Source organism: Clostridium tetanomorphum (assembly GCF_017873215.1).
Classification (GTDB): domain Bacteria; phylum Bacillota; class Clostridia; order Clostridiales; family Clostridiaceae; genus Clostridium_AO; species Clostridium_AO tetanomorphum.
Map to the genome: position 1 here is coordinate 14,570 of NZ_JAGGKA010000018.1, position 19,436 is coordinate 34,005.

General features: G+C 26.2%; 21 protein-coding genes and 1 other annotated feature (1 of these 22 cut by a window edge). Of the genes, 12 read left to right on the plus strand and 9 right to left on the minus strand.

The features are described 5' to 3' along the window. Nucleotides 1–59: a binding site (T-box leader), on the plus strand; it begins 207 nt to the left of the window's first position. A gap of 101 nt (nt 60–160) precedes the next feature. After that, the gene (gene tyrS / locus J2Z24_RS15865; protein ID WP_035150711.1) at nt 161–1,384 is read left to right on the plus strand and encodes a tyrosine--tRNA ligase; all 1,224 of its coding nucleotides are present in this window, start codon (nt 161–163) and stop codon (nt 1,382–1,384) included. Nucleotides 1,385–1,411: 27 nt separating this feature from the next. Here tyrS and J2Z24_RS15870 read toward each other — a convergent pair whose 3' ends face one another. The 3 genes from J2Z24_RS15870 to J2Z24_RS15880 form a co-directional block, all read right to left on the minus strand. After that, on the minus strand, nt 1,412–2,116 hold the full coding sequence (locus J2Z24_RS15870) for a L,D-transpeptidase family protein (RefSeq protein ID WP_035150709.1): 705 nt from the start codon (nt 2,114–2,116) through the stop codon (nt 1,412–1,414). Nucleotides 2,117–2,326: 210 nt separating this feature from the next. Further along, nucleotides 2,327–2,536, minus strand: coding sequence for a hypothetical protein (locus tag J2Z24_RS15875; RefSeq protein WP_035150707.1), 210 nt, complete (start codon nt 2,534–2,536; stop codon nt 2,327–2,329). A gap of 233 nt (nt 2,537–2,769) precedes the next feature. Next, on the minus strand, nt 2,770–2,946 hold the full coding sequence (locus J2Z24_RS15880) for a DUF1540 domain-containing protein (RefSeq protein ID WP_085059146.1): 177 nt from the start codon (nt 2,944–2,946) through the stop codon (nt 2,770–2,772). A 288-nt stretch (nt 2,947–3,234) separates the two neighbouring features. Here J2Z24_RS15880 and J2Z24_RS15885 point away from each other — a divergent pair, with 288 nt between their 5' ends. Continuing rightward, nucleotides 3,235–3,576 (plus strand): YjgN family protein, encoded by a 342-nt coding sequence (locus J2Z24_RS15885; RefSeq protein WP_051593398.1) that lies wholly within the window; start codon nt 3,235–3,237, stop codon nt 3,574–3,576. Nucleotides 3,577–3,672: 96 nt separating this feature from the next. On the opposite strand, the gene J2Z24_RS15890 is transcribed toward J2Z24_RS15885, so the two are convergent. After that, a complete protein-coding gene (locus tag J2Z24_RS15890; RefSeq protein WP_035150705.1) occupies nt 3,673–4,251 on the minus strand; it encodes a flavin reductase family protein in 579 nt (192 codons plus the stop codon). A gap of 313 nt (nt 4,252–4,564) precedes the next feature. Here J2Z24_RS15890 and J2Z24_RS15900 point away from each other — a divergent pair, with 313 nt between their 5' ends. Further along, entirely contained in the window at nt 4,565–4,957 is a 393-nt protein-coding gene (locus J2Z24_RS15900) for a DUF4912 domain-containing protein (protein WP_085059145.1), read from the plus strand. Nucleotides 4,958–5,009: 52 nt separating this feature from the next. Next, the gene (locus tag J2Z24_RS15905) at nt 5,010–6,602 is read left to right on the plus strand and encodes a glycoside hydrolase family 57 protein (protein WP_035150753.1); all 1,593 of its coding nucleotides are present in this window, start codon (nt 5,010–5,012) and stop codon (nt 6,600–6,602) included. 100 nt (nt 6,603–6,702) lie between these two features. Here the strand turns inward: J2Z24_RS15905 and J2Z24_RS15910 are convergent, their stop codons facing one another. Both J2Z24_RS15910 and J2Z24_RS15915 read right to left on the minus strand, forming a co-directional pair. Then, the gene (locus J2Z24_RS15910; RefSeq protein ID WP_035150704.1) at nt 6,703–8,271 is read right to left on the minus strand and encodes a DEAD/DEAH box helicase; all 1,569 of its coding nucleotides are present in this window, start codon (nt 8,269–8,271) and stop codon (nt 6,703–6,705) included. Between the two features lie 198 nt (nt 8,272–8,469). Beyond that, complete coding sequence (locus J2Z24_RS15915) at nt 8,470–8,961, minus strand: QueT transporter family protein (protein WP_035150702.1); 492 nt, start codon at nt 8,959–8,961, stop codon at nt 8,470–8,472. A 194-nt stretch (nt 8,962–9,155) separates the two neighbouring features. Here J2Z24_RS15915 and J2Z24_RS15920 point away from each other — a divergent pair, with 194 nt between their 5' ends. From J2Z24_RS15920 to J2Z24_RS15930, 3 genes are read left to right on the plus strand one after another with little or no spacing between them, the layout of a single operon-like run. After that, nucleotides 9,156–10,385 carry a M16 family metallopeptidase gene (locus tag J2Z24_RS15920; protein WP_035150700.1) on the plus strand — a complete coding sequence of 410 codons (1,230 nt, stop codon included), beginning with the start codon at nt 9,156–9,158 and terminating at the stop codon, nt 10,383–10,385. Between the two features lie 26 nt (nt 10,386–10,411). Further along, nucleotides 10,412–11,068, plus strand: coding sequence for a recombination regulator RecX (gene recX / locus J2Z24_RS15925; RefSeq protein WP_241392983.1), 657 nt, complete (start codon nt 10,412–10,414; stop codon nt 11,066–11,068). Between the two features lie 27 nt (nt 11,069–11,095). After that, nucleotides 11,096–12,271 (plus strand): transglutaminase-like domain-containing protein, encoded by a 1,176-nt coding sequence (locus tag J2Z24_RS15930; RefSeq protein ID WP_035150698.1) that lies wholly within the window; start codon nt 11,096–11,098, stop codon nt 12,269–12,271. Between the two features lie 93 nt (nt 12,272–12,364). On the opposite strand, the gene J2Z24_RS15935 is transcribed toward J2Z24_RS15930, so the two are convergent. The 3 genes from J2Z24_RS15935 to J2Z24_RS15945 form a co-directional block, all read right to left on the minus strand. Further along, a complete protein-coding gene (locus tag J2Z24_RS15935) occupies nt 12,365–12,724 on the minus strand; it encodes a tetratricopeptide repeat protein (RefSeq protein WP_035150696.1) in 360 nt (119 codons plus the stop codon). 125 nt (nt 12,725–12,849) lie between these two features. Continuing rightward, nucleotides 12,850–13,647, minus strand: a complete 798-nt coding sequence (locus J2Z24_RS15940) for an ABC transporter permease (protein WP_035150694.1) — start codon at nt 13,645–13,647, stop codon at nt 12,850–12,852. 1 nt (nt 13,648) lies between these two features. Beyond that, nucleotides 13,649–14,407, minus strand: a complete 759-nt coding sequence (locus J2Z24_RS15945) for an ABC transporter ATP-binding protein (protein WP_035150692.1) — start codon at nt 14,405–14,407, stop codon at nt 13,649–13,651. Nucleotides 14,408–14,596: 189 nt separating this feature from the next. On the opposite strand from J2Z24_RS15945, the gene J2Z24_RS15950 reads away from it, so the two are divergent. The 5 genes from J2Z24_RS15950 (at nt 14,597) to J2Z24_RS15970 (ending at nt 19,396) form a co-directional block, all read left to right on the plus strand. Continuing rightward, nucleotides 14,597–15,367, plus strand: coding sequence for an IS1/IS1595 family N-terminal zinc-binding domain-containing protein (locus J2Z24_RS15950; protein WP_051593397.1), 771 nt, complete (start codon nt 14,597–14,599; stop codon nt 15,365–15,367). A 240-nt stretch (nt 15,368–15,607) separates the two neighbouring features. After that, entirely contained in the window at nt 15,608–15,931 is a 324-nt protein-coding gene (locus tag J2Z24_RS15955) for a hypothetical protein (RefSeq protein WP_156950264.1), read from the plus strand. A gap of 4 nt (nt 15,932–15,935) precedes the next feature. Then, nucleotides 15,936–16,982 carry a V-type ATPase subunit gene (locus J2Z24_RS15960; RefSeq protein ID WP_035150687.1) on the plus strand — a complete coding sequence of 349 codons (1,047 nt, stop codon included), beginning with the start codon at nt 15,936–15,938 and terminating at the stop codon, nt 16,980–16,982. 11 nt (nt 16,983–16,993) lie between these two features. Further along, entirely contained in the window at nt 16,994–18,952 is a 1,959-nt protein-coding gene (locus J2Z24_RS15965) for a V-type ATP synthase subunit I (RefSeq protein WP_035150685.1), read from the plus strand. 18 nt (nt 18,953–18,970) lie between these two features. Continuing rightward, nucleotides 18,971–19,396: an ATP synthase subunit C gene (locus J2Z24_RS15970; protein ID WP_035150683.1), complete on the plus strand. Its 426-nt coding sequence runs from the start codon at nt 18,971–18,973 to the stop codon at nt 19,394–19,396. Nucleotides 19,397–19,436 lie beyond the last annotated feature (40 nt).

Below are 19,436 nucleotides of genomic sequence, written 5' to 3' on the forward strand. Positions count from 1 at the left end.
AATATGGTGACATATTAATGAACTAAGGTGGTAACACGAGATATACTCTCGTCCTTTATAATTTTATAAAGGACGGGAGTTTTTTATTTTATAAAATTGTTTAATTGATGCTAATAATTAAAAAAGTGTATCACACTTTAATTAATAGGAGGTATAAATAATGGTAGATATTAAAGAACAAATTAAAATTATAGCAAAGGGCGCAGATACAATAATTGAAATAAATGAACTTGAGAATAAGTTAATAAAAGCGCATAAAGAGGGAAAGCAACTTACGGTTAAATTAGGACTTGATCCAACTGCACCTGACATACATTTAGGGCATGCAGTTGTACTAAGAAAAATAAGACAAATTCAAGATTTAGGGCATAAGGCAGTTATCATAATTGGAGATTTTACAGGGAGAATTGGAGACCCAACAGGAAAATCTAAAACAAGGAAGCCTTTAACAGAAGAGCAGGTTTTAAGTAATGCAAAAACCTATCAAGATCAAATATTTAAAATTTTAGATAAAGATAAAACAGAACTAAAGTTTAATAGTGAATGGCTTTCAAAACTTAATTTTAGAGATGTAATAGAGTTATGTTCTAAATATACAGTAGCTAGAATGCTAGAAAGGGAAGATTTTAAAAATAGATTTAGTCTTCACCAAAGCATAGGAATTCATGAATTTTTTTATCCATTAATGCAAGCATATGATTCTATTGCTATTAATGCAGATATAGAATTTGGAGGAACTGACCAACGTTTCAATATATTGATGGGAAGAACACTACAAAAGGATTACGGATTAGAGAGTCAAATAGCTATATTTATGCCAATTCTTGAGGGAATTGATGGAGTAGATAAAATGAGTAAAAGTCTTGGAAATTATATTGGAATTTATGAAGAACCACAAGAGATGTTTGTTAAAGTTATGCAAATTCCAGATAATATGATAATTAAGTATTTCAACCTTTGTACAGATATACATCCAGATGAAATAAATAGAATAGAACAAGAATTAAACAGCAACAATACTAATCCTAGAGATATAAAGATAAGATTAGCTAGAGAGATAGTTACTTTATATCATGATGAGAATAAAGCACTTAAAGCAGAGGAATACTTTGTTCAGGTATATACAAATAGAAATACTCCAGACAATATTCCACAAGTAGTTATTGATGAAAGGTTTGAAGAAAATAATAGTGTAGATATGGTTTCTGTAATTTGGTCTTTAAATATGGTATCTTCAAAAAGTGAAATAAGAAGGCTAATTGAACAAGGAGGTGTTAAAATTAATGGTGACAAATTAATAGATTTTAAAAATAGTAATATTAAAAATGGAGATATATTACAGATTGGTAAGAATAAATTTGCTAAATTGATTAGAAATAAGTGATTTGAAAATTATATAAAAATGGTAGAGCTAATCTCTAAGCTCTACCCCTAATTTATTATAAAAATTCCAACTTATGGTATCCGATACGGTTAATTTATTATCTTTCTGAAATTTATGTACAGCAGATCTCATCCACTTACTATAAATTCCATCAGGATTACCTTTGTAATATCCTTTATCTTTTAATAATTTTTGAACTTCATATACATCTGAGCCATTCATACCAGGCTTTAATGGTCTTAAATATTCACCAAAATTACCGTACGGACCTCCATAAATTATTATAGGTGTACCATGTCTAGCAATCTTGTACAATTCAGCCACATCACTGTTTCTCATTCTTATACAACCATGAGATGACCTAGCACCTATTGAATTAGGGAATATAGTACCATGTATACCATATTTTCCCCAAGGTACATTAAGACCCATCCAATGGCCTCCAAACCCTTTTCCCCATGTGTCTTTACTTATTATTTTCCAATTGCCTATAGGAGAAGGGGTTTCTTGCTTTCCGCTGGCTATCGGATAGGTTTTTATTAGATTATTATTTTGTAACACAAATAGCTCATTTGATGTAATATCTACTACCAATGCAACAGGTTTTTTAGAATTATAATTTTTTATATAAACTGTATCTTCATTAGAATTTTTATATCCTATGTATATTAATAATATTTCAATTATAAGTATAAAAATTAAAGTAAATAATAGCTTTTTAAATTTTGACATTCAACCATCCCCCCATAATTCATTTTATGAGAGATGGACAAGGAACAGAATTACTTTCTTTTAATATTCTTTTATAAAAGTAATACTTAAAGGAGATTTAGAGACAAATACTCTTGCAGATAAAAAAAGAAATAGCTCTAAAATACTAAATGACTTGGAAGGTACTTAGAACTATTTCAATATTAGAATTTTATTTAAAAGCTATTAAATTTAGTGAGATTTAGTGTTAAGTTTAGAAAACATTTCAATATTTTCTTTAGCAAATTTAGCGTTTTGGTCTTCAATAACTTTTGAAATTTTTTCAGCTGTTTCTTGATAATACTTAAGTAAATCTTCTGGAGACCTATTTTTAAAATCAAAAGTTTCAAAAATATATTGCTTAGAAAGTTCAAAAACAATTTGCTTTTCAAAATCAGACATAAGTAACACTCCCCTTTCATTAAAATTTTACCATAAAAGAGGACAATAAGTAAAAATATGGGAGGTATGAAACGTGGAAGAATTGAGAGAAAAACTTCACAAATATATTGATTTGTATAATATACAATAGAAAATACCGTAAAATTCTTTTTTTGAATAATACGGTATCTCATTAATTTTTATTATGCAGCTTTAATATTTATTAATATAAGCATAAACTTATAGAAATTAAATTACATTTGACCTTCTGGAATAAATGTTGCACAATCTGTTTCTTGTGTATTACTTGCATTTTTAGGTTGAACCTCTATCTGTGATGCACTACAATGGTCACCAGACATATAATAGTGACAAGTATTAACAACGCATTTTATTCCTGGGTTAGGTCTATCCATTTTCTGTGCTTGCATATATATTTCCTCCTTAAATTAATTAATTTATTACTTGACAATAATATTGTTTGTAAAACTTATTTTTTTATACTGAAAGTATTTTAACAATATTCACTAATAGATTATAGTTTCATAACTATATTTTAAGATATCCTTCAATTTTATTAACTTATTCCTTTACAGTATTACAATTATACAAATATTTTGTATAATTATTGTATAATTGTAATTATAATAAATATGTATATAAAAGAAGGAATTTAGTCTAAAATGTAGAAATATATATTATACGAGGAGGTGAATACTATGGAAAACACAGCTTTAAATATAAACACAAATACAGTTTCGGAATCATATTTTGATGGTGGTTTATTAGAACTTATTGCATGGACTTTATTAGGTGCACTCATAACAATATTTACATTAGGCATATGTTATCATTGGGCCTTATGTATGGTTTTTGGATGGAAAATAAATCATACAGTTGTTAATGGAAGAAGGTTAAAATTTAATGGAACAGCATTAGGGTTATTTGGTAACTGGGTTAAGTGGTTCTTATTAACTCTAATTACTCTGGGCATATATGGTTTTTGGTTAGGAATAGCCCTAGAAAAATGGAAAGTTAAAAATACAACATTTGCAAACTAAATAGTTCTTAACAGATCTCAGGCTGTTGACAAATTATGTTTATCAACAGCCTGAGGGAAATCATGATTTCTCTAATTAGTTTTAAAGCAAATAATATTATTTTTTCTTAGACTTCTTTTTTACTGAATATCCAAAAGAACCAAGTGGCTTTGAAATCAATCCATAATACTCACCATGACTATAACATATAAGATTAGCTCTGTTAAAGTGTATTTTACCTTTTTCATCTATTAGATCGTCATTAACTTTTACATTAACAACTTTAAATAAAAATAAATCATGTGTACCCAAAGGGGTAATAGATTTTAATTTACATTCTAAAGCTATGGGTGAAATATCAATAGAAGGTGTTTTTATACTAACACCATTATTTAATTTAATATTTAAATGTTTAATTTTATCCTGTTTTTTACCAGAGACAACACCACAATAGTCTACAATTTTGACCATATCTCTTGTGGGAAGATTGATAACACATTCTTCACTTTCCTTAATATATTCATAAGACAATCTTTCTGGTCTAATTCCCATTGCTATAATAGGCTCTTTAGTGCATATAGTACTTATCCATCCTACTGTAAAGACATTTAATTTATTAGATTTGTTCTTAGAAGTAACAAGAACTACAGGAGTAGGATTTAACATTACACTGCCTTTAAAATTTAATTTATTCATGCATTTCCTCCAATTTATTACTGTATTTATATTTGGGTTGCAGTTTTAATCTATCCTACGGTGAATACATTATCTTTTTCTTCTTTATTTTTAGAAGTTGTTAGAGCCATGGGAACAGGAGTTAGCATAGCACTTCCTTTAAATGATACTTTAGACATAATTGTTATCCTCCATGTGTTTGTTGTTAGTATAAAAAGTTTTGAATTTGATTATACCTATTATTATATATAAAGTAAAGGAATTTTTAAACATTTGTAGAATAAAATAGGGTAGTGCGAATGGTTTTTATGACTATATGAAAGAGGTGAGTTTAATGTTACAGGTAGATAAATCTAAAATAATACTTATGGTACAAAGTGCTAATATTGTTTTTTGCTATTTTCATATTTCTCCTATAATTTTAAAAGAATTTCAAGATAAATATGGAGAAGATGCCATGATTAATTCCAAGCCAGCACTAAAAATTTATTGTATAAATAATAATATAGTCACTGAATTAGAAACTATCTTTATGCATCCATTGGCTAATAATTGGTATATACATTTAGATAAAGCTCCTATGAATTTATATGTAAAAATAGGAAGAGTGCTCCCAGATAATTCTTTTGTAACTTTTTGTATTTCTAATATAGTTACTACACCTAGAAAATCTCAATCAGAAGATAAGAGAGTTTATTATATAGATATTTTTGATGACAATAAATGAAAAAAAGGTTTATAAAAATATAAAATACCTTATTCTAAATGGAGGAATATATATGAAAAAAGGATATGTAGCTTTAGTATTACATAGCCATATGCCATTTATAAGGCATCCAGAAAAAGAAGATGCATTAGAAGAGAGATGGTTTTTTGAGGCTATGAGCGAGTGTTATATTCCATTGATAGAAGTATATGATAAACTTGTTAATGAGAATATAAATTTTAAAATAACTATGTCTATAACTCCAACTTTAATGTCAATGTTTCAAGATTCTTATTTAAATGATAAGTATATGATTTATTTAAAAAAATCTATTGAATTGTCAGAAAAAGAAATTATACGAACTAAATCAAATAAAAAATTAAATAAAATAGCTAAGTTTTATAATAAAAGACTAAACAACATTTACTCTATATATAAAAATTATGATTATAATTTAATCAATGCCTTTAAAAAATTTGATAAGTTAGGAAACTTAGAGATAATAACATGCTCTGCTACTCATGGATTACTACCACTTCTTCAAATTAATCCTGAAGCAGTAAAAGCTCAGATAGATACAGGAGTAAAATATTATTTAGAGTCTATAGGACATGAACCTAAAGGAATATGGTTACCGGAATGTGCCTATACTTATTCTTTAGATACCGTTTTAGAGAAAGCAGGAATAAAATATTTTATAAGTGAAAGTACAGGGGTAACAAATGCTTCACCTAAACCACAATATGGAACTTACGCACCTATAGCAACAGCTAATAGAATATGTTGTTTTGGAAGAGATGAGGAATCTTCCCATCAAGTTTGGAGTGGATTTAACGGTTATCCTGGAGATTATAATTATAGGGAATTCTACAGGGATATAGGTTATGAATTACCTATGGATTATATATATCCATATATAGATAAAAAGGGCATAAGAATAGATACTGGAATTAAATATTATAGAGTTACAGGTAAAACTGATAATAAAGATTATTATGACAGAAAAATAGCTATGGAACGAGTAATAGAACATAGTGAACACTTTGCAAATAGTAGACATAATCAGATAAATACCATAAGTAGAAATATGAATAAACCTCCTATTGTAGTGTGTCCTTATGATACAGAGCTTTTTGGACATTGGTGGTTTGAAGGACCTGATTTTATTTATCAATTTATAAAAAAGTCTTCTGAAAAGTGGATATGCTATGAGTTAACTACACCTTATAATTATTTAAAAGAGAATCCATTAGTTCAGTGCAGTAGGCCATGCCCTTCAAGTTGGGGAGAAAATGGGGATTATTCTGTTTGGTTAAATCAATCTAATGATTGGATTTATAGAGATATTCATAGTTGTGAGGAAAAAATGATAAGATTAGCTAATACTTATAAATCTACTAATGATTTAGAGAAGAGAATGTTACAACAAGCTGCCAGAGAGCTCATGCTAGCAGAGTCCTCTGATTGGCCTTTTATAATTAAAAATAATACTACAGTTCAATATGCAATAGGAAGAATAAATTCTCATATAGAAAGATTTAATAAATTATATGAACAATTAACAAAGAAAGTAGTAGATGAAAAATGGCTTAATGAAGTAGAAACATTAGATAATATATTTCCCAATGTAGACTATAGATTATATAAGGCTGATAATAATAAATAAATCATTATCTTAGAAAATTAGAAAACTAAGAAAACATCCTTTTAAAAGAAGGATGTTTTCTTATTATTCACATATTTAAAAGTTAATAATGTGGATAAGTTTATTTTTTATTGTTAGCAATTTCTACTTTAATTTTTCTTCCGTTAAACTTTTTACCATTTATATTATTTAAAATTTTACTAACTACATCTTCATCTACATTTATAAATGAGAATTTTTCAAGTATATCTATATTACCTATACTTGAAGAACTTACATTAGCGGTATCATCTAAAAATTCTAGTAACTTTTTAGGATTAATTTTATCCATTCTTCCAATAGTTAAAAATAATCTCACAGAACTACAAGAGGATATGGAGTTTTCAGTATATTCATAGCTTAATTTGTCTTCAAAATTCATTTTCATTAAAGCGGCAGCTACATCTACTAGATTGAATTCTTCATCTAATTCCATGGCTATAGGAATAAAGGTTTTAAAATCATCATTTTCTATAGTAACTCTAATATCTTTTACTAATGTTTTATATTTTGATTCTAGTATTTCATCTAATGTAGGTATATCTTTTCTTTTAATTTTACTTTTTGTAAACTTTTCAATTCCTTTTAAAACCATATACTCTTTTGGAGTTACCAATGAATAGGCTATACCTTCAGTATTCGCTCTACCAGTTCTACCTATTCTGTGGACATATGATTCTGTATCTTGAGGTAAATCATAATTTATTACATGCGATACTCCTTTTACATCTATTCCTCTTGCGGCCACATCTGTTGCTACAAGAAAATCTAAAGTTCCTTCTTTAAACTTTTTAAGAGTATTTATTCTATGGTTTTGAGCCATGTCTCCGTGCATGCCTTCTACATTATATCCTCTCATCTGCATTGATTCGACTAATTCATCAACACCTCTTTTAGTTTTACAGAATATAATTGCACTAGCAGGTTCATCTAAATCTAAAATTCTACAAAGAGTTTCAAATCTATCTTTATTTTTTATCTCAAAATAAAATTGCTTGATTTTATCAACAGTTACTGTACTTTTTATTATGGATATATGTTTTGGATTTTTCTTCATGTATTTTGAAGCAAGCTTTTTGATAGCATTAGGCATAGTAGCAGAAAATAGTAGAGTCTGTCTAGTATCATTAGTATTTTTTATTATAGTTTCAATGTCATCAATAAATCCCATATTTAACATTTCATCCGCTTCATCTAATACTAGATACTTTAAATTATTAAGTTTTATACTTCCTCTATTTATATGATCTAGAATCCTTCCAGGAGTACCTACTACTATATCTATTCCTTTTTTTAATGATTTAATTTGTCTGTCAATAGGCTGACCACCGTAGATAGGAAGTAGTCGAGTTTTTGTATATTTTGATAATCTTCCTAATTCATCTGTAATCTGAATAGCTAATTCTCTTGTAGGAGTTAAAATTAAAGCCTTTATTCCGCTAACATTATTGTCAATATTACTTATTATAGGTGCACCAAAGGCCAAAGTTTTTCCCGTACCTGTTTGAGCCTGACCTATCATATCTTCACCACTTAACACTACAGGAATAGCTTCAGCTTGTATTTGAGAAGGTTCTTCGAATCCCATGTCATCAATTGCTTTTAATACGTCTTTATTAAGTTCTAAATCTAAAAATGTTGTGTTTCTCATTATATTATCATTCCTCTTTCTTTTATATAAGTATATAAATTATTATTTGTAATTTATATTTTTTTATTGAGTTTTAAAATAATTATTTTAAGTAATAATTATTTTAAGTAATAATTATTTTAAGTAATAATTAAAATAAAGGCAGTATATCTGCTGCCTTTTTATTAACAAACTATAACCAAGGTTAATTATTTTATTTCAAAAAATTTCTTGCAGTTCCTTATTTTTTTCAATAACCAATAATAGAGGTAGGCCTAATCCATAACAGCTAAGTAATTCACCTAATCCAACCTGTAACATTGTAATAAACAATGGCCATTTTGCGGTATAATATAATAAAAATCCTATTACTATAGCGTTTATAATTACTGGTGGTAAAGGGGCTATATATTTTTTGAATCTTAAGTTACTTTTACCAATATAATACGTCATTAATGCTCCAATTAAAGTAGCAAGAGAGCCAAAAATAACATCTAATGGACCAACAGGACTTAATATATTTGCTATTATACAACCTACAAACAATCCATATATTCCAGTTGGAGTGAAAAAAGGTAGGATTGTAAGAGCTTCTGCAACTCTAAATTGAGATGCTTGATAACTCATAGAATAAGTTAAAAATATAGTTATCACTGCATACATTGAAGCAATAACTGCAGCCAATGTAAGATTTTTAGTTCTTTTTTTCATTTTATTACCTCCATAGTTTTGTTTTGAGACAGGATGGTTACGAACTGTCTTGGCTTTCATTGTTAGCCTTTTTATAGTTTAATACAACTTTATATATAAGTCAAACAAATTAAATATAAATATTCATTTCCATTTCACTTAAATATAAATTATAATAATCTAAGTACAATAATTTTATTTAAAGGAGAGATTTAATGTTCCAATCAAAACGTTATAAATTATCTAATGGAATAGAATTAATTTCTGTAAAAAAAGATACACAGATTTTTTCTATTCATTTAGGAGTTAAAGTAGGTTCCTTATATGAAAAAAGTACTGAAAGAGGAATCTCTCATTTTATAGAACATATGTTGTTTAAAGGTACTAATAAAAGAAGTAATGAAGAATTGAATAATGATTTAGAAACTTTAGCTGGAGAATACAATGCTTATACAGATCACAATTGTACAGTATATGGAATAACAGCTTTAAAGGAGGAAATCGAAAACTCTATTGAACTTTTAAGTGATATGGTAAGAGATTCAATATTTCCTCAAAAGGAATTGGAAAAAGAAAGAGGAGTAATATTAGCAGAAATAAGGACAAGCAAAGATGATGTAGAGGATTATAGTTTCAAGAGAATTAATGAATTAGCTTTTAAAAATAGTCCTTTAAAATATGATGCATTAGGAACAGAAAAACATTTAAATTCTTTTAATAGAGAAGCTTTGCTGAATTATTATCATAAATATTATATTCCGAATAATTGCTATATTTCCATAGTATCACCTTATGATCATTCTTATATAGAGCAACTTATAAATAAGTATTTTCAAGATTGGACACAAAGAAATTTTATTCCGAATACTGTAATTGAGGAAAATAATATTTCAGGAACATTCACTTCATATAAAAAGGATATAGAGCAGAGTACTATATTGTATCTATTTACATTCCATGGTTTGAATAAAAATGGGGAACTGGCATTAAAAATATTAAATCATAAATTAGGAGATAGTGCTAATTCTATTTTATTTAGAAAGTTAAGAGAAGAAAAAGGACTCGCCTATGATGTGTATACAAGTTTAGACTCTACTGATAAAGTTAAATGCTTATATTTATATACTGCAGTAGGAGAAGAAAATGTAAATGAAAGCATTAAAGTAATTAATAACTGTATAGAAGAAATAAAAAGGGGAAAAATTTTATTTGATGATAGTACTATAGATTTAATGAAAAAGGTATTGAAAACAGCAGTAGCATTTACTTTAGAAGATGGCACAGATTTAAGTAATTATATTCTTCATCAGATGATAGATGGAGAAAACATATATGCATTTATTGATGATATGAAAAAACTTGATAGCATAAAAAGAGAAGATATATATGAAGTAGGTAGAGTAGTATTAACTAATCCAACAGTTCATATTTTAAAAAGTGAGTAAAATTTCAATATTTTAGGAGGTACATTTTGAATCAAAACTTAAATAATATAGAAAATATAATAACTAAAATAGAGATGCAAAAAAGAAATAAGGATAGAGTTAATATATTTGTTGACGAAGAGTTTTTATTCGCATGTAGTGCTGAAATTGTTTATAGGTTTAATTTAAAGGCAGGATTTAAAATAGATATTTTGTATATAGAAAAAATAATAGAAGAAGATAATTATATAAAATGTAAAAATCAAGCTTTAAGAATTATAGAAAAAAATTATAAAACTGAAAAGCAAATTTATGATAAGTTATTAAATAAGGGATACGAAAATAAAACCATAGAAAAAGTTATGAATTTCCTTAGAGAATATACCTTTTTAGACGATTCTAAATATGTTGATATGTATATAAAAGAAAAATTAAGATGTGAGGGTAAAAATAAAATAAAGTATTCACTACTACAAAAAGGAATAGATGAGAATATAATTAATAGTAAATTAGAAAAAATAAATTCAAATATAGAAATGGAAAATCTTTACAAAATAGCAAAAAACAAATATAATCAATTAATAAGAAGAGAAAATGATAAAAAAAAGTTATATAAAAAATTAGGGGATTTTCTTATTAGAAAAGGATACAATTGGGAAGATGCAAAATCTGTATTAAATAAATTAATAAATAATGATTTTTAATATAGTACTCATAAAGGGGTGGTTTTAATGTCTAAGGTGAATCCTATAACTGTAGTTTTATTCTTAGTATTTATTTATCCTTTAATAAAAGGATTTTTATTAAAGTTTTCTTCAAATGATTTGAAAATTGATATAGAAGAACTTAATAAAACTATTTCTTTTATTGCTGCCCTTTTTTTAGGAATATATTGTGGAAAGAAATTGTTTTTTCAGCATGACAGTGGAATATATAAAATAATATATAATTATATTCCAAAGGATATACTTCAATATTTAGAAGACAAACCTTTTATAATATATTTAGTGTTAATTCCATTAATAATGCTTTTAATATACAAGATTATTTTTGTTATTTTTTATGTTATAAATAATATAACATTATATCCTGTATTAGACCATATAGAATCATATCTAAGGAAGAAAAGAAACATATTTAGAAGTTTTATAGGAGCTTTATTTCAACTGCCTAAAGCTTTAGGATATATTTTATTTGTTACTTTATTATTGAATATAGTATCTATGTTTTATAGTAATGAAGCTTTTAATGAATATTTAGAAAGCTCTAAAACCTATAATTATATATGTAAAAAAGTTGTTATACCTGTTACAAACTCTAGATTAGCTAGAAAGTTGCCAGATATAATCAATAATTCTTTTAAAATAGTGGTTAAGGAGAATAATTATTATAAAAATTCTTCTGATAAGAACAATAAAGGAAGAACTATAGTATATTACAATGGAGTTACTTTAGGAGAAGGAGTAAAATCAAATAAAGAAATAGATGAGTTTGCTAGAGACTTAGTTCAAAAAGATAGTATTGACAAAAGTAAAGCTAAGATAATATATAATTGGATAGGAAGTAACATAGTTTATGATCATGATAAAGCAAATAGAGTATTAAATAATGATTTTGAGGTAAAATCTGGTGCTATATGGACTTTTCAAAGCAAGAAGGGAATTTGTTTTGATTATGCTTGTCTTTATGTTGCTATGTGTAGAGCAAATAATTTAAAAGTACGATTAATTACGGGACAAGGTTTCAATGGAGTTAGTTGGGTAAGCCATGCTTGGAATCAAGTGTATATAGCAGAGGAAAATAAATGGATAAATGTAGATACGACTTTTTACAAAGGGGGAAATTATTTTAATAGTAAAAGGTTTGATTTAGATCACAAGGATTCTAGCATTGCTGGCGAATGGTGATATAATTTATTATTAAGTTAAATACATAATATAATAGCATATAGAATTTATCTTATAAAAAAAGTTTGTGAAGAAATTTTTCCTCACAAACTTTTAAATATTTTTTTTCTTGTAATTATTTACAATTAAATTAATAGCTTTTTCACAATCTTTATCATCATTATCTAAAGACCAAGCTGTATTAAAATATATTAAAGCTTTTCTATTGTCTTTTAACATAGCATAACAGTAGCCAAGATTAAAGAAGTATTTACTTTCTCTTTTTAAATAAATAGCTTCTTTTAATAGAGGAATAGCTTGATTATAGTCTTTTAATTTTATAAAGCAAACTGCTGAGTTATACAAGGAAGCAGCTTCATTTTCTTTTGCTTGGATAGATTTTTGATAAAGAGATATAGCTTTTTTATAATCTTTTAAGTTATAATAATCATTTGCTTTTTGAAAATAATTCATCTGTAATCCTCCTTTAGTATTTTAATAGAAGATTTAAGCTTTAATAAAATATATTTTTTTTATTAAAGAATATTCCATTTAAATGCTAACCAGATTATTGTTTATTATACATAAATTTCATAAAATTAAGGATTTACTTTAAACTTTTTTTCTATAATAGCTACCCCTTCATACATTAAATATGCTATAACAGAAAGCACTATTATACTCATCATAACCATATCTAATTGAGAAATTTGGCCTCCAAAAATTATTAAGAAACCCAGTCCTTCTTTTGCAACTAGAAATTCTCCCATTATGACTCCAACCCAGGATAAACCAACATTTATTTTAAGAGCAGATATTAAAGTTGGTATAGAAGCTGGAATTATAAGATGAATTAATATTTGCCATTTTGATGCACCAAAGGTTTTCAAAAGTTTTATTTTATCTTCATCAACTTCATTAAAACCATTTAAAACACTTATTATAGTTACTACAATTGAGATTAAAAGAGCAACAATTATAATAGCTTTCTTACCATTTCCTACCCAAAATATTATTATAGGAGCCAAGGCAACCTTGGGTAAGGCATTTAATACAACTAAATATGGATCTAATACTTTACATAAAAAGTCAGACCACCACAACAATATTGCAACTAAAGTACCTAGAATTGTGCCTAAAATAAATCCTAATATAGTTTCAAAACATGTAACCCATATATGTGTAAATAAGGTACCTTCATTATATACTTGCACAAGGCTTTTCCACATTCTTGATGGAGTACTAGTCAAAAAAGGGTCAATCCATTTTAAATTACCAGCAATTTCCCAAAGTAAGAAAAAGATTATAAGTATTAATATTCTTGTTATGATTATTTTATTTTTTTTTCTTTTTATATTTATAATATATTCTTGATGTTCTTTTTTAAAATCTATCATACTAAGAATTCAGCTCCTTCCACAATTCATTAAAATATCCCCTAAATTCAGGAGCTTCTCTACACTTTAATGGAGAATTACATTCAAGAGAAAAATTAATATTAAGCTCTTTTTTTATTTTTGCTGGTCTATTGGAAAGGACTAATATTCTATCAGACATTGAAATAGCTTCTGATAAATCATGGGTTACCATAATTATTGTTTTATTTTCTTTTTTTAAAATTTTATAAATTTCATCACTTACATTAAGTCTAGTTTGAAAATCTAAAGCAGAAAAGGGCTCATCTAGAAGTAACACTTCTGGGCTTAAAGCTAAAGTCCTAATAAGAGCAACTCTTTGTCGCATTCCTCCAGATAATTCACTGGGATGATGATTTTTAAAATCCCATAAATTATAATTTTTTAATAAATTATTAATTTTATCCTTAATTTCATTATTTAATTTATGCTGAATTTTTATTCCTATCAATATATTTTCCCAAACTGTTAGCCATTCAAATAATTGATCTTTTTGAAACATATATCCAACTTTAGGAGACACTTTATCTACTAATTCATTATCTATATATACTTCACCAGAGGATGGCTTTAGTAAACCAGCTATAATATTTAAAATTGTTGATTTACCACAACCTGATGGGCCTACTATACTTAAAAATTCACCATCTTTAACAGAGAAATTTATATTGTTTAACGCTATAGTTGAGCTTTTAAGCGAGTGATAATTCATATATATATGTTTTATTTCAACTTTATTCATAATAATTCACTCCCTATATAGGTAATTAACAATAAAATCATAATTTAGTATATGAGAGTTAATGAGATAGTGTTAAATAAGATTATTAATCTTTTGCAAGAAATATATCTAAAACCTGTTTGTAAAAAATGTTGATATATGGTATACTTAAAAAATAATAGAAATATATAAGTTAAGAGGTAATTAAGTATGTCCATTACAATTTTGTCAACCTTAATAGAAGAAATAAATAAGTTAAATGAACATCAACAAGAGCTATTACATAAATATTTGAAAGGTATATTAGGATTAGATAAAGGTATTAATATTGATATGAATAAAAAAGATAAAAATATTGATTCTAATATAAAAATTTGTCCTCATTGTAAGTCTAATAACACTGTTAGAAATGGAAAGTATAATGGAAAGCAGAGATATATATGTAAAGATTGTAGGAAAAGTTTTTCTGATTATACACACTCAACCATATCATATACAAAAAAATCTATTACGTTATGGTTACAATATATAAAATGCATGATATCAGGATATTCACTAAGAAAAAGCGCAGAGATAGTTGGAATAAATTTATCTACATCTTTTTTTTGGAGGCATAAAATATTAGATGCTGTAAGAAGAGTTATTGGAAGTGGTGTTTTAGAAAAAATAACAAAAGATATTAATAGTTTGTTTTCAATATTATGTAAACATAATAGTCTTAAGGCAAACAATAATTTAATAATGTCAAAAATATTAGATAAATTAAATACTATTCATAAAATAAAGATTAGAAAAAAACATATAAAAAACACTAATGTAGATAATAGTGAAAATATTAAGGTGTTAACAAAAGAGTTAGGTAGTTGGTTTAAGCGTTTTAATGGAATAGATAATAAATATTTTTCCAATTATTTATATTGGTTTAGGTGGTTAATATACATTTTAAAAAGAAGAAATTTATCAATGCTTTTTTCATATTAACAATTTTTAACGTTTTATCAACAATATTTACAAACAGAAAATATTTTAAACAAATTGTAAAAAGTAATATAATTGGATTTAGGGCACTTTTTTCAATAATATATATAATTATCCATATATATCTTTAATAATCTCTATAATTTGAATTTTGCAATTATTTTTATAAGATGTAAAATGGCTATATCATATATAGCAATATTAATATATAAAATTAAATTTTTAGAAATAGAGGTGATAAATTTGGAGACTACTATTAAAAAAATAATAGCAATAGACAAAGATGCAGAGAAATTTAGGCAAAATAAAAAAGAAGAAATAAAAAAGGAAAAGGAAGAACTGAATAGTAGGATAAAGACTATACATTTAAATAAGGAATTAGAGGTAAAAAAATTTCGAGAAGAAATTAATAAACAATTTTTAGAAGAAGCTTATAAAGAAGCAGAAGTTTTCAGAAATAAGAAAGAGGAGGAGATTGCTATATTGCGTGAGAAATTTGAAGATTCAAAAGAAAAGATAATAAAAGAAATAATGTTGGATATTTTAGATTCCTCTAAGGAGGAATGAAAGTATGGGTGGTATGGCAAAATATGCTGCAGTAAATACAAAAGTAAAAGCATTAGAAAGAAATCTTTTAGACGATGAGGAATTTGACAGAATTATAGAAAGTAAAAATTATCTTGATGCTGTTAGATATTTAAAAGATGACACAGCGTACAATAATGCTTTATCAGAATATAACATAGAAGATATTCATAGAGGTGAGCTGGAATATATCTTAAAAAAATATTATATCAAAAATTTTTATAAGTTAAGCCATTATTTTAGTGGAGATTATAAGAATTTATTTAATATATTATTTATCAGATTTGAAGTTGAAGATTTAAAAAATATATTTAGAGGAAAATTTATAGGAAAAGATAAAGAAGAAATAGAATCACTAATGGCCTATAAAAGTCCGTTAACTCAGATAGATTATGATAAACTCATGAATGCTAAAGACATACCAGAAGTAGTTGAAGCGTTGAAAGATACTAAATATTATAAGCACTTAAATCATGTTATAGATTCTATTACAGAGGAAGGGCTTTTTAGAATAGAAACAACTTTGGATTTTGTTTATTTTAGTTCTTTAAGAAAACTTATAAAAAAGCTTAATAAAGAAGATAGGGAAATAATGAGCAAATTTTTAGGCATATATAGTGATTTGTTAAATGTTCAATGGATATTTAGAGGGAAAAAATATTATAAAATAACTTCAGAAGAATTATTAAATTATACTATATATGATGGTTATAAATTAAATGTAAACACATTGAAGGAGTTATGCTATTCGAAAGATATGGATGAATTTTATAGAATTATAGGAACAACTAACTATAAAAATGTTTTTGCCTACGGCAAGAAAAATGAATATCTAGTAGAAAGGGATATTTTAACCTACTTAAAAAACTTATATCTTCAATATAGAAAAAAACATGAAAATAATATATCTGTAGTTATTGCTTATCTAGAATTATCATTACTTCAAATAAGGGATATAGTATCTGTAATAGAAAGTAAGAGATATAGTATAAGCAATGAGGAAGCTTTTAGGTATGTGACCATTACTAATTGAGAGGTGATTTTGTGTCAATTGAAAAAATGACTATGGTTAATTTAATAGGGCCGATGGACATTTTAGAAGAAGTAGCTGAATATGTGGTTTTATCTAAAGCTCTTCATCCTGTAAATGCTATGGATGAAATAAATAGTAATAATTTTACTATTTCTGTTACAGAGAATAATCTAGAGGCCCTAATTGATTTTAGCTATGTAAGACCTTATGTAAGTGAAGAAGACTATTCTAAAATTAACATTAAGATAAAAAAATTAGAACAAATTATAGAGAAAGAAGATGATAATGTTAAAGATAGTGAATTGATTTTAGATAGAAAACAATTAGAAAAAAGATTAGATTTAATTGTCGAAAAATTTGAAAATTTGCACGAACAATTAGATGCATATCAGAGAGAAAAGGAAAAACTAGAAGAATATAAGAAAAATATAGGGTATTTAAAAGAAGTAAATTTAACAGCAGACGAATTAATAAATGTAAGAAATTTTTATATGCAAGTTTATAGGATATCTAAAGATAATTTTACAAAACTGGAGTCAAACTATGAAAATATATCATCTATAGTTATGAGTCCATATAAGGACAAAGAACATGTAATAGTTGTAATATTTACACCAAAAATTCTAAGAAATGATAGTGATAGAATATTTAAATCATTAAATTGCAAAAATTTACAAATGCCTAAAAATTATTTAGGAACTCCATCTGAGATACTAAAAAAAATAGAAGATGATTTGAATAAAGTTAATAAAGAAATAATAAAAACAGAAAATACTTTAAAAGAAATATATGCAAAGAATAAAAAAGAAATAGCAATAATTAGAAGAAGCTTTCAATTGAAAAAAACTACACTAAAGTTAAAAGAAGATATAGCTCATACTAAAGATTTCTTTTATCTATGTGGATGGTCACCACAAAGTATGTTACCTAAAATTAGGCGAAAAATGGAGCATTTTGATCCCAAAATAATTATTATAGAAAAAAATGCAGATAGAATACAGACAGATATAATACCGCCGACTAAGTATAAAAATAATTTTATAGTACAACCTTTTGAAACTATGGTAAATATGTATGGAATACCTACTTATGGTGAATCTGATCCTACTGTATTTTTAGCAATAAGTTATATGGTAATGTTTGGAGCCATGTTTGGAGATATTGGACAGGGATTGGTATTTTTCTTTGCAGGATTATATTTGAAGTATAAAAAAGGAAAAAACAATTATGGCGGTATATTAGCTAGACTTGGTATAAGTTCTAGTATATTTGGATTATTGTATGGAAGTGTTTTTGGTTTTGAAGATGTTATAGAGCCATTATTAGTAAGACCAATGGAAAATATAAAAGAAGTATTACTGACTGCAATAGCTTTTGGTTCGTTGCTTTTAATAATAGGCTTCTTATACAGTTTGGTAAATAATATTAAAAAAGGAGATTTAGAAAATGGTGTTTTTGGAAAGGATGGATTAGTTGGTTTAGTATTCTATGTGTTATTAATAACCTTTGCTTTAAGTAAAATTAATCAATTTCATATTATGAATACAAATGCATGGGTTATTTTATTTATAGGGCTGCTTTTATTAATGGTGTTTAAACAACCTTTAGCTAATCTTATAATGAAGAAAAGACCTCTCTATAAGGAAAGTAAGAATGATTATTATATAGAAGGTTGCTTTGGAGTAGTTGAAACTTTATTAAGCATGTTTTCTAATACTGTATCATTCATAAGGGTAGGAGCTTTTGCATTGAATCATGTTGGATTATTTATTGCTTTCGCTTCTATGGCTCAAATGATAAATAATAGTTTTGGAAGTGTATTTATGTATGTTCTTGGAAATGTAGTAATAATAGGATTGGAAGGTTTAATTGTCTTCATACAAGGATTAAGACTTGAATATTATGAATTATTTAGTAAATATTATGAAGGATCAGGGTTGGAATTTAATCCTATAGGCCTTGATAAATAATAAATTGGAGGTAGTATTATGATTTATATGTTAATAATTACTTTTATAATAGCCATTGGAACAATAACTTATGGATTTGTAAAAAGGGCTAAAGAGGATATTGAAGGAAAAATGAAAATAAAGAAGGCGTTAAAAGTTAATTTATCAGTATTTATACCTGCAATTAGTGCTGCTTTAATATTTATGATACCTAATATTGTACATGCTGCAGGAGATGCATCTTTGGGTACAGCCACAGGACTTGGATATATAGCAGCAGCTTTGTGTACTGGATTTGCTACTATAGGAGCAGGTTATGCTGTTGGTGCTGTTGGTTCCTCTGCATTAGGAGCAGTATCTGAAGATCCTAAGATTTTAGGTAAAACTTTAATATATGTTGGACTTGCCGAAGGTATAGCAATTTATGGTTTAATCATTTCTATTATGATTTTATCAAAAATTTAATTTAGAGGCGGAGGTGTACAACTCTATGTAAGGAGTTGAC